This window comes from Pseudomonas sp. A-RE-22 (assembly GCF_019956035.1).
Lineage (GTDB): Bacteria > Pseudomonadota > Gammaproteobacteria > Pseudomonadales > Pseudomonadaceae > Aquipseudomonas > Aquipseudomonas brassicacearum.
In genome coordinates, this window is the sequence record NZ_JAHBCZ010000078.1 from 1 (window position 1) to 11,552 (window position 11,552).

The 11,552-nt window shown below is 59.3% G+C and carries 10 protein-coding genes; 4 read left to right on the forward strand and 6 right to left on the reverse strand.

Annotation, left to right across the window (positions count from 1 at the left end; all coding sequences use genetic code 11):
- Positions 1 to 661: 661 nt before the first annotated feature.
- Complete coding sequence (locus tag KGA89_RS28340; protein WP_223473093.1) at positions 662 to 2,887, reverse strand: NADP-dependent isocitrate dehydrogenase; 2,226 nt, start codon at positions 2,885 to 2,887, stop codon at positions 662 to 664.
- A 482-nt stretch (positions 2,888 to 3,369) separates the two neighbouring features.
- Between KGA89_RS28340 and icd the strand changes: the two genes are divergently transcribed.
- Positions 3,370 to 4,626: an NADP-dependent isocitrate dehydrogenase gene (gene icd, locus KGA89_RS28345; RefSeq protein WP_003203344.1), complete on the forward strand. Its 1,257-nt coding sequence runs from the start codon at positions 3,370 to 3,372 to the stop codon at positions 4,624 to 4,626.
- Between the two features lie 77 nt (positions 4,627 to 4,703).
- On the opposite strand, the gene KGA89_RS28350 is transcribed toward icd, so the two are convergent.
- Complete coding sequence (locus KGA89_RS28350; protein ID WP_003203343.1) at positions 4,704 to 4,973, reverse strand: cold shock domain-containing protein; 270 nt, start codon at positions 4,971 to 4,973, stop codon at positions 4,704 to 4,706.
- A gap of 226 nt (positions 4,974 to 5,199) precedes the next feature.
- Here KGA89_RS28350 and clpS point away from each other — a divergent pair, with 226 nt between their 5' ends.
- Together clpS and clpA are read left to right on the forward strand one after the other, a co-directional pair.
- A complete protein-coding gene (clpS, locus tag KGA89_RS28355; protein ID WP_003180089.1) occupies positions 5,200 to 5,562 on the forward strand; it encodes an ATP-dependent Clp protease adapter ClpS in 363 nt (120 codons plus the stop codon).
- 29 nt (positions 5,563 to 5,591) lie between these two features.
- Complete coding sequence (gene clpA / locus KGA89_RS28360; protein WP_003203340.1) at positions 5,592 to 7,862, forward strand: ATP-dependent Clp protease ATP-binding subunit ClpA; 2,271 nt, start codon at positions 5,592 to 5,594, stop codon at positions 7,860 to 7,862.
- A gap of 142 nt (positions 7,863 to 8,004) precedes the next feature.
- Here clpA and infA read toward each other — a convergent pair whose 3' ends face one another.
- The 4 genes from infA to trxB form a co-directional block, all read right to left on the reverse strand.
- Complete coding sequence (infA, locus tag KGA89_RS28365; protein ID WP_002553999.1) at positions 8,005 to 8,223, reverse strand: translation initiation factor IF-1; 219 nt, start codon at positions 8,221 to 8,223, stop codon at positions 8,005 to 8,007.
- Positions 8,224 to 8,345: 122 nt separating this feature from the next.
- Complete coding sequence (locus KGA89_RS28370) at positions 8,346 to 9,053, reverse strand: arginyltransferase (RefSeq protein WP_003203338.1); 708 nt, start codon at positions 9,051 to 9,053, stop codon at positions 8,346 to 8,348.
- A gap of 57 nt (positions 9,054 to 9,110) precedes the next feature.
- A complete protein-coding gene (gene aat, locus KGA89_RS28375; RefSeq protein WP_003203336.1) occupies positions 9,111 to 9,791 on the reverse strand; it encodes a leucyl/phenylalanyl-tRNA--protein transferase in 681 nt (226 codons plus the stop codon).
- Between the two features lie 81 nt (positions 9,792 to 9,872).
- Positions 9,873 to 10,832, reverse strand: coding sequence for a thioredoxin-disulfide reductase (gene trxB / locus KGA89_RS28380; RefSeq protein WP_223473094.1), 960 nt, complete (start codon positions 10,830 to 10,832; stop codon positions 9,873 to 9,875).
- Between the two features lie 308 nt (positions 10,833 to 11,140).
- On the opposite strand from trxB, the gene KGA89_RS28385 reads away from it, so the two are divergent.
- The coding region (locus KGA89_RS28385; RefSeq protein WP_223473095.1) for a DNA translocase FtsK 4TM domain-containing protein at positions 11,141 to 11,552 on the forward strand (412 nt) is incomplete at its 3' end.

The window sequence follows — 11,552 nt, forward strand, 5'->3', positions numbered from 1 at the left end:
AAGAGCAAACGGGGCCCGAAGGTGCCCAAATCCAAAGAGTGGCTGGAAGGCAAAGCCGCGAATGCTCACGTGTCGACGGATCGGGTGCTCAAGGCCGCTAAAGCCAAAAGACCTTGAAAGGGCTGGCTCTTACAGCGGCTCACTTTTGAGAAGCCCGGAAGCCGGCCCAGTCAAAAGTAAGCAAAACGCTCATGCCCCACCACTCGGTGCCTCGCCTAGGCTCGGCATGCCCTCTCTCCGGAATTGCTCCGTGGGCCGCCGCGAAGGGCCATCCATGGCCCAGCGCGGCTATCCCGGCATCCATGCCGGGATGCCCGCTCCACAATGCCTGCGTTCGGCCATCGTGGTTAACGGGGCGCCCCAGATCAAGATCAAAAGCGAGGCGGCCTAACAGCCGGCCTGGTTCTCCTGGTCATACACCTGTCAGATCTGTGGGAGCAAAGCTTGCTCGCGAGGCGGCCTAACGGCCGGCCTATCTCTCCGACCGTACCCCGATTTTATTGTGGGAGCGAGCTTGCTCGCGATAGCGGTGGGTCAGTCAATATTTGAATTGAATGATGAATTGCAATCGCGAGCAAGCTCGCTCCCACAGGGGTGGGTTCTAAATGCCAGAAACACAAACCCCGGCACTAGGCCGGGGTTTGTGGTACTGCCTACAACCTTACACCAGTGCAGCAATCGCCGCGTTGAAGGTGTTGCTCGGGCGCATGGCCTTGCTGGTCAGCTCCGGGTTGGCGAAGTAGTAACCGCCGATGTCCACGGGCTTGCCTTGCACGGCATTGAGTTCGGCAACGATTTTTTCTTCGTTGTCGGTCAATGTCTTGGCCAGGGAAGCGAACTGAGCCTTGAGGGCTGCGTCGTCGTCTTGAGCGGCCAGTGCCTGGGCCCAGAACAGGGTCAGGTAGAAGTGGCTGCCGCGGTTGTCGATGCCGCCGACCTTGCGCGAAGGCGACTTGTTGCGGTCCAGGAACTCACCGGTAGCCTGGTCCAGGGTCTTGGCCAGCACCAGCGCTTTAGGGTTGTTGTAAGTCACGCCCAGGTGCTCGAGGGACGCGGCCAGGGCCAGGAACTCGCCCAGGGAATCCCAGCGCAGGAAGTTTTCTTCCAGCAATTGCTGCACGTGCTTGGGGGCCGAGCCGCCAGCGCCGGTTTCGAACAGGCCACCGCCGTTCATCAGCGGTACGATCGACAGCATCTTGGCGCTGGTGCCCAGTTCCATGATCGGGAACAGGTCGGTCAGGTAGTCGCGCAGTACGTTGCCGGTCACCGAGATGGTGTCCTTGCCTTCGCGGGTGCGGGCCAGGGTGAACTTCATCGCGTCGACCGGCGACATGATGCGGATGTCCAGGCCGGCAGTGTCGTAGTCCTTCAGGTAGGTCTGGACTTTCTCGATCACGACGCCGTCATGGGCGCGCATCGGGTCCAGCCAGAAGATCGCCGGGGTGCTGCTGGCGCGGGCGCGGTTGACGGCCAGTTTGACCCAGTCCTGGATCGGCGCGTCTTTGGTCTGGCACATGCGGAAGATGTCGCCAGCTTCGACGCTCTGCTCCAGCAGGGTGCGACCGTTGCTGTCCGAAACACGGACAACGCCGTCGACCTTGATCTGGAAGGTCTTGTCGTGGGAGCCGTACTCTTCGGCTTTCTTGGCCATCAGGCCAACGTTCGGCACGCTGCCCATGGTGGTTGGGTCGAAGGCGCCGTGTTGCTTGCAGTCTTCGATCACCGCCTGGTAGATGGTGGCGTAGCAGCGATCCGGGATCACGGCCTTGGTGTCGTGCAGTTGGCCGTCGGTGCCCCACATCTTGCCGGAGTCACGGATCATGGCCGGCATCGAGGCGTCGACGATGACGTCGCTCGGCACGTGCAGGTTGGTGATGCCTTTGTCGGAGTTGACCATCGCCAGGGATGGGCGCGCTGCGTAGACCGCCTGGATGTCGGCTTCGATCTGCGCCTGCTGCTCGACCGGCAGGGCCTTGATGCGGGCGTACAGGTCGCCGATGCCGTTGTTCAGGTTGAAGCCGATCTGCTCCAGCACTTGTGCGTGCTTGGCCAGGGCGTCTTTATAGAACTCGGCAACGATCTGGCCGAACATGATCGGGTCGGAGACCTTCATCATGGTGGCCTTGAGGTGAACCGACAGCAGAACGCCTTTTTGCTTGGCGTCTTCGATTTCAGCGGCGATGAAGTCGCGCAGGGCGTTTTTGCTCATCACGGCGCAGTCGAGGATCTCACCGGCTTGTACGGTGGTTTTTTCCTTCAGGACAGTGGCAGTGCCATCCTGGGCGATCAGCTCGATTTTCACGCTGCCGGCGGCGTCGATCAGGGCGGCTTTTTCGCTGCCGTAGAAATCACCGGTGCTCATGTGGGCTACATGGGATTTGGAGTCGGCTGCCCAGGCGCCCATCTTGTGCGGGTGCTTGCGGGCGTAGTTCTTGACCGACAGCGGCGCGCGACGGTCGGAGTTGCCTTCGCGCAGGACCGGGTTCACGGCGCTGCCCTTGATCTTGTCGTAGCGGGCGCGAGCGTCTTTCTCGGCGTCGCTGGTCACGGTTTCCGGGTAGTCCGGCAGTGGGTAGCCCTGGGCCTGCAATTCCTTGATCGCGGCCTGCAGTTGCGGTACCGAGGCGCTGATGTTCGGCAGCTTGATGATGTTGGCTTCGGGCGTAACGGCCAGGTCGCCCAGTTCGGCGAGGTGGTCGGCTACGGCTTTGTCACCCAGTTGCTCGGGGAAGCTGGCCAGGATGCGCCCTGCGAGGGAGATATCGCGGGTTTCCACGGCGATATCGGCCGAAGCGGTAAAGGCTTCGACGATCGGCAGCAGCGAGTAGGTGGCGAGGGCGGGCGCTTCGTCGGTGAAGGTATAGATGATCTTCGAGCGGGTGGGCATATTCGGATTAACTCTCTTCTTTGCTAAAGCATGCGCAGAAACTCGAGGGGCGCCGGGTAAGCGCGTTCGTTCAAAGTCATCCGTGAACCGAATGTCGAGGTTTCTTCGCGGTGATGTTGGGTGCATCAGTCGAGCGTCAAGCGGTTGGGCCGCGGTAACGGTCCGGCTTTTAAACTGGCGGAAAGACCTGTGATAGAGCGCTCAGCCAGCGTGACCCTGTGGTCAGCGGCGGCATTATACATAGGTAGCTGGCAATCTGCCGATGGTTCATAGACTTCCGTACACGTCCATTGGTCTAAACGTCGCAGTACCCAAGGAGCAGGCTATGCTCATGTTTGGCGCTTTTCCCTTGGTTTTCAGGGTTGTACACCGCGAACTGCAACGCTTTACCCCGGATGAGCCTAACGTAGGGTTTGCGCGCCGATTCAAGTGGGGTACGCTCGAACGCAGCCAGATGTTCAATCCAAGCAACGGAGTTCAGCATGGGGTATCAAAAGATTCAGGTTCCAGCCGTCGGTGACAAAATTACCGTCAATGCAGACCATTCTCTTAATGTTCCCGACAACCCGATCATCCCCTTCATCGAAGGCGACGGCATTGGCGTCGATATCAGTCCGGTCATGATCAAGGTTGTGGACGCTGCGGTTCAGAAGGCCTATGGCGGCAAGCGCAAGATTTCCTGGATGGAAGTCTATGCCGGTGAGAAAGCGACTCAGGTCTACGACCAGGACACCTGGCTGCCCCAGGAAACCCTGGACGCGGTCAAGGATTACGTGGTTTCCATCAAGGGTCCGCTGACCACGCCGGTGGGCGGTGGTATCCGTTCGCTGAACGTGGCCCTGCGCCAGCAGCTCGACCTGTACGTGTGCCTGCGTCCGGTGCGCTGGTTTGAAGGCGTGCCAAGCCCGGTCAAGAAGCCTGGCGACGTGGACATGACCATCTTTCGCGAGAACTCCGAGGACATCTACGCAGGCATTGAGTGGAAGGCCGGTTCGGCTGAAGCCACCAAGGTCATCAAGTTCCTGAAAGAAGAAATGGGTGTGACCAAGATCCGTTTCGACGAGGACTGCGGCATCGGCATCAAGCCGGTTTCCAAGCAAGGCACCCAGCGCCTGGCTCGCAAGGCCTTGCAATATGTTGTCGACAATGACCGCGATTCGCTGACCATCGTGCATAAAGGCAACATCATGAAGTTCACCGAAGGTGCCTTCAAGGAATGGGCCTACGAAGTGGCGGCCGAGGAGTTCGGCGCGACCCTGCTCGACGGCGGGCCGTGGATGCAGTTCAAGAACCCGAAGACCGGCAAGAATGTCGTCGTCAAGGACGCCATCGCCGATGCGATGTTGCAGCAGATCCTGTTGCGTCCGGCCGAATATGACGTGATCGCCACCCTGAACCTGAACGGTGACTACCTGTCCGACGCCCTGGCGGCGGAAGTGGGTGGTATCGGTATTGCGCCAGGCGCCAACCTGTCCGACACCGTGGCAATGTTCGAAGCCACCCACGGTACCGCGCCCAAGTATGCCGGCAAGGACCAGGTCAACCCTGGCTCGCTGATCCTGTCGGCGGAAATGATGCTGCGTCACATGGGTTGGACCGAAGCGGCCGACCTGATCATCAAGGGCACCAACGGCGCGATTTCGGCCAAGACCGTGACCTATGACTTCGAACGTCTGATGGAGGGCGCCAAGCTGGTGTCGTCTTCGGGCTTCGGTGATGCCCTGATCTCGCACATGTAAGCGGATCGGCGCTCAGCGCGAATGCCCGGTTCGAGTGATCGAGTCGGGCATTTTCATTTGTCCGGTGCGGCGGCCGGTCAATGGGTCTCGGTGACCCTGACCTGGACAGGGGCGGGCGTTTCTTCGACGGTGACAACCCTGATGTTGACCGCGTGCAGGCCCTTGGGTCCCTGGATGACGTCGAACGTCACAGGCTGTCCGGCCTTCAGGGTTTTATAGCCTTCCATGTTGATGGCCGAGTAATGGGCGAAAAGGTCTTCATCATCCCTGCCGGCCGCGATAATGAAACCGTAGCCCTTGGCATTGTTGAACCATTTCACCTTGCCATTCATCTTGACGACCGACATAACCCATTTCCCTCTGCAACGCACTCCATCACTGGAGTATCATCCAGTCCATCCGCAGGCTAATCTTGAAGTAAGGATAGATTCCACGGACCTTTTTAACCCACGATGGGCTCTATTGGTTGTAACACCGTTTTGCCGATAGTCAAGGTGGCCGGGTGGTCGTGGTTGAAATCGCCCACAAGCGCCCCCATCACTGTATTCGCCAACTAAACGAACCTTTCTTTCCATGCATGCAGTCAGCCAGATTCGACTAACATTCAATCAGGATCGCCCGGATCTACACGACGACGATTCCGCAGGCATTGCTGTTCAGGAGGCAAAGCCTGCATTACAGGCGCCACCGATGTACAAGGTGGTTTTGTTCAACGATGACTACACACCGATGGATTTCGTCGTCGAAGTGCTCGAGGTGTTTTTTAACCTGAATCGCGAGCTGGCGACCAAGGTCATGCTGGCCGTCCATACAGAGGGACGGGCAGTATGTGGAGTGTTTACCCGCGACATCGCCGAGACGAAGGCCATGCAGGTCAACCAGTACGCCCGGGAAAGCCAGCATCCGCTACTCTGTGAAATCGAGAAGGACGGTTAACGCCGACCACTTGGGTATGAGGTGAAGCTATGTTAAACCGCGAGCTCGAAGTCACCCTCAATCTTGCCTTCAAGGAGGCTCGTTCGAAGCGTCATGAATTCATGACCGTCGAACACCTGCTGCTGGCCCTATTGGATAACGAGGCTGCCGCCACCGTTTTGCGTGCCTGCGGCGCGAACCTCGATAAACTCAAGCATGATCTGCAGGAGTTCATCGACTCCACCACGCCATTGATCCCCGTCCATGACGAGGATCGCGAAACCCAGCCAACCCTGGGCTTCCAGCGTGTCCTGCAGCGTGCTGTCTTCCATGTACAGAGCTCGGGCAAGCGTGAAGTCACCGGCGCCAACGTGCTGGTTGCCATCTTCAGCGAGCAGGAAAGCCAGGCGGTGTTCCTGCTCAAGCAGCAGAGCGTTGCGCGTATCGATGTCGTCAACTACATCGCCCATGGCATCTCCAAGGTGCCGGGGCATGGCGATCATTCCGAGGGTGAGCAGGATATGCAGGACGACGAGGGCGGTGAGTCTTCTTCTTCAGGCAACCCATTGGATGCCTATGCCAGCAACCTGAACGAACTGGCACGCCAGGGACGCATTGACCCGCTGGTCGGGCGCGAAGCGGAAGTCGAGCGTGTCGCACAGATCCTGGCTCGGCGTCGCAAGAACAACCCATTGCTGGTGGGCGAGGCGGGCGTGGGCAAGACCGCAATCGCCGAAGGCCTGGCCAAGCGCATCGTCGACAACCAGGTGCCGGACCTGCTGGCCAACAGCGTGGTGTACTCCCTCGATCTGGGTGCCTTGCTGGCCGGTACCAAATACCGCGGTGATTTCGAGAAACGCTTCAAGGCGTTGCTTGGCGAGTTGAAAAAACGTCCGCAAGCGATCCTGTTCATCGACGAGATCCACACCATTATTGGTGCCGGGGCGGCGTCGGGTGGGGTCATGGATGCGTCTAACCTGCTCAAGCCGTTGCTGTCGTCGGGTGATATCCGTTGCATCGGCTCGACCACGTTCCAGGAATTCCGCGGGATCTTCGAGAAAGACCGTGCCCTGGCCCGGCGTTTCCAGAAGGTCGATGTGTCGGAGCCTTCGGTGGAAGACACCATAGGTATCCTGCGCGGCCTGAAAGGGCGTTTCGAGCTGCACCACAACATCGAATACAGCGATGAAGCCCTGCGCGCGGCGGCTGAGCTGGCCTCGCGTTACATCAACGACCGGCACATGCCGGACAAGGCCATCGACGTCATCGACGAGGCGGGTGCCTACCAGCGCCTGCAACCGGTGGAGAAACGCGTCAAGCGCATCGAAGTGCCTCAGGTCGAGGACATCGTGGCGAAAATCGCGCGTATTCCGCCTAAGCACGTCACCAGTTCCGACAAGGAGCTGCTGCGTAACCTGGAGCGTGACCTGAAGCTGACGGTGTTCGGCCAGGATGCGGCCATCGACTCGCTGTCGACCGCCATCAAGCTGTCCCGCGCCGGTCTCAAGTCACCAGACAAGCCAGTGGGTTCGTTCCTGTTCGCCGGTCCTACCGGTGTCGGCAAGACCGAGGCCGCGCGGCAGCTGGCCAAGGCAATGGGTATCGAGCTGGTTCGCTTCGACATGTCCGAGTACATGGAGCGCCACACCGTATCGCGTCTGATCGGTGCGCCTCCAGGCTATGTCGGTTTCGACCAGGGCGGCCTGCTGACCGAAGCCATCACCAAGCAGCCACACTGCGTATTGTTGCTCGATGAAATCGAGAAGGCGCATCCGGAAGTCTTCAACCTGCTCCTGCAGGTCATGGACCACGGTACGCTCACCGATAACAACGGGCGCAAGGCGGACTTCCGCAACGTGATCATCATCATGACCACGAACGCCGGGGCCGAAACCGCGGCTCGAGCTTCGATCGGTTTCACCCATCAGGACCACTCGTCCGATGCGATGGAAGTGATCAAGAAGAGCTTCACGCCTGAATTCCGCAACCGCCTGGACACCATTATCCAGTTTGGTCGCCTCAGCCATGAAGTCATCAAGAGCGTGGTGGACAAGTTCCTTACCGAACTTCAGGCGCAGCTCGAGGACAAGCGTGTATTGCTGGAAGTCACCGATGCGGCCCGCAGTTGGCTGGCAGAAGGTGGTTACGATGTGACGATGGGGGCGCGGCCGATGGCTCGCTTGATCCAGGACAAGATCAAGCGTCCGCTGGCCGAGGAAATCCTCTTTGGCGAACTGGCCGAGCATGGCGGTGTGGTCCACATCGACATCAAGGACGGCGAACTGACCTTCGACTTCGAAACCACGGCCGAAATGGCCTGATCGTTAGTCGCAACACAGCAAAAGGCGCCGAAAGGCGCCTTTTTGCTATTCCAGCCCCACACCAATCCCTTGTGGGAGCGAGCAAGCTTGGCTCCCACAAACAAAAACGCCCGGCATCAGCCGGGCGTTTTGTATTGACTTGTTAGCGAGCGCGGTAAGTGATGCGCCCTTTGCTCAAGTCATAGGGCGTCAGCTCGACGCGCACTTTGTCACCGGTAAGAATACGAATGTAGTTCTTGCGCATCTTGCCGGAGATATGCGCGGTTACGACGTGCCCATTTTCCAACTCCACACGAAACATGGTGTTGGGCAGGGTGTCGACGACAGTGCCTTCCATTTCGAAGCTGTCTTCTTTCGACATGCAGTAAAGCCCTCGGTATCCAGTGAATGGCCCGGTGCAACTGCGCCAGGCAAAAGCGGCGTGCATTGTGCCCGAAAAAGGGGGTTCAAGCCAAGGGGTTCTAGCTTTTAAGCCGAAGGGATCTAACTCAGGACAACCCACCGCTGGTTAATCAGCAGTTCAATGGGGCGATATTGGGTCTTGTAGTTCATTTTCTTGCAGTTCTTGATCCAGTAGCCCAGGTACACCGCTTCCAGTCCCAGGCGCCGGGCTTCGTTGATTTGCCAGAGGATGGCAAACCGCCCCAGGCTGCGCCGTTCTTCGTCTGGCTCGTAGAAGGTGTACACCGCCGAAAGCCCATTGGGCAGCAGGTCCGTGACGGCGATGGCGACCAGGCGCCCTTCGAGGCGGAATTCGTAGAAGCGGGAAAACGGCAGATCACGTACCAGGAAGGTCGAGAACTGATCCCGACTGGGCGGATACATGTCGCCATCGGCATGGCGTTGTTCGATGTAGCGCTGGTACAGGTCGAAATATTCTTCAGTGAACTGCGGCTTGGCTGGGCGGACCTGAAGGTCGGCGTTGCGCTTGAAAATGCGTTTCTGCTGACGATTGGGCAAAAATTGCGCCACAGGGATGCGCGCCGGGACGCAGGCGTTGCAATGCTGGCAATGGGGCCGGTAGAGATGGTCGCCACTACGACGAAAGCCCATTTCCGACAGGTCTGCGTAGACATGCACATCCATGGGCTGGCTAGGGTCGAGGAACAGCGTCGTGGCCTGCTCCTCTGGCAGGTAACTGCAAGAGTGGGGCTGAGTGGCATAGAACTTCAAGCGCGCCAACTCGGTCATGATCAACCCTCGGATAAGCTTTTAAATTTAAGTGTAAGCCACGAGCGCGAATGTCGCTCAGCAAACCCAGGTTGCGTGGTTGGGTTGATCCAGATGGGCCTTGAGATAGCCCGCAAACTCAGTCCGTGGAATCGAGCGGGCGCCCAGGCTGTGCAGATGCTCGGTGGGCATCTGGCAGTCGATCAGCACGAAACCGGCGGCCTTGAGGTGTTGGACCAGCCTCGCGAAGCCGAATTTCGACGCATTGTCGGCCCGGCTGAACATGGACTCGCCAAAAAAAAGCTGGCCCATGGCCAAGCCATACAGGCCGCCCACCAATGCCCCTTGGTCCCACACTTCCACCGAATGGGCGAAACCGCGTCGGTGCAGTTCCAGATAAGCGGTTTGCATGGCGTCGGTGATCCAGGTGCCCTCGGCATAGTCCCGCGGCGCGGCGCAGGCCTGGATGACCGCGGCAAAATCTCGATCGAACGTCACTTCATAGCGCTGCTTGCGCAGCAGTTTGCCCAGGCTGCGGGATATGTGCAGTTCGTCGGGAAACAGCACCGTGCGCGGGTCCGGCGACCACCAGAGGATCGGCTGCCCCTCGGAAAACCATGGGAAGCAACCATGGCGATAGGCCTGGATCAGCCTGTCGGCGGATAGATCGCCACCGGCGGCCAATAACCCGTTGGGATCGCGCATGGCTTTTGCCAGTGGCGGGAACTCGAAAGTGTTGCGTTGTAACCAGGTCAGCATTGGTATCCGGCTTAGTAGAAGGGGAGGGCGGCAGGTGGCGGGCCTCGTCCATCAGCGAGCGCCCGCCTGGAAGGTTAACCGTCAAACGGCCGGGATGTCATCGAGATACTTCTCTGCGTCGAGTGCGGCCATGCAGCCAGCGCCGGCGGAGGTAATCGCTTGGCGATAGACATGGTCGGCCACATCGCCGGCGGCGAACACGCCTTCGATATCGGTCGTGGTGGCGTTGCCTTCGTTGCCGCCGCGTACGAGCAGGTAGCCGTCACGCATCTTCAGCTGGCCCTGGAACAGCTCGGTATTGGGTTTATGGCCGATAGCAATGAACACGCCGGCCAGGGACAGGGTGCTGGTTTCGCCGGTCTCGCTGTGGCGCAGGCGCGCGCCAGTCACGCCGCTGGCGTCGCCCAGGACTTCGTCCAGGTTCTGGTTCCAGTGCAGCTTGATATTGCCGCTGGCGGCCTTTTCGAAGAGTTTGTCCTGCAGGATCTTCTCTGAACGCAGCTTGTCGCGACGGTGGATCAGGTGCACTTCCCTGGCGATGTTCGACAGGTACAGGGCTTCCTCGACCGCGGTATTGCCGCCGCCGACCACGGCCACCACCTGGTTGCGATAGAAAAAGCCATCGCAGGTCGCACACGCCGAAACTCCCTTGCCGGCGAAGCTTTCTTCCGAAGGCAGTCCCAGGTACTGGGCTGAGGCACCGGTGGCAATGATCAGCGCATCGCAGGTGTAGGTGCCGCTGTCGCCGATCAATTCGAATGGGCGCTGTTGCAACTTGGCGGTGTGGACATGGTCGTAGACGATCTGCGTGTCGAAGCGCTCGGCGTGCCGTTGCATGCGTTCCATCAGTACCGGGCCCGTCAGGCCTTCGACATCGCCGGGCCAGTTATCGACTTCCACCGTGGTGGTGAGCTGGCCACCGGCCTGCAGGCCGGTAATGACAACGGGTTTGAGGTTGGCGCGGGCAGCATAGACGGCAGCGCTGTACCCCGCAGGGCCGGAACCGAGAATGATCAGGCGTGAATGCTTCACTTCGCTCATAAAAAACACCTCATAAGCCTTTGTCACAAAAGAGAATGCATGGTCCAATTGGCGCGTGTACACCCTGTATCCGGCTATGCTGTCAGGCAATGCCTTGGCGCGGACAAACCCGTACAATGCTTGAGTTTTGAACGCAGGATGGGCTAAAGATCAAAATCTTCGGCAACACCTGCGGTTTTCTGGATGCACCCCACAGTGGTAAAAGTAGTACCGGTTGTGCACATTCACTTTTTTACCTGCTCGTCATGGGCAGTTTTTTATAGTCATTCAACAGATGGACGCGCCGTTGGCGCAGGAAAAGAAGCGTTTTGAAGAAATCCACCGCAGCACCCAAACCAGTCGTTCCGCTCTGGCGCCAGCAATTGCACTACCGGCTCAAGGAAGGTGCGTTGATCGCCATCGGCGCCCTGTGCCTGTTCCTGATGATGGCCCTGCTGACCTACGGCAAGGACGATCCGGGCTGGAGCCATAACAGCAAGATCGACGACGTGCAGAACTTCGGCGGTCCGGCCGGTTCCTACAGCGCCGACATCCTGTTCATGGTGCTGGGCTATTTCGCCTACATCTTCCCGCTGCTGCTGGCGATCAAGGCCTATCAGATCTTCCGCCAGCGCCACGAGCCGTGGCAGTGGAGCGGCTGGCTGTTCTCCTGGCGCCTGATCGGCCTGGTGTTCCTGGTGTTGTCGGGGGCCGCGCTGGCCCATATCCATTTCCACGCGC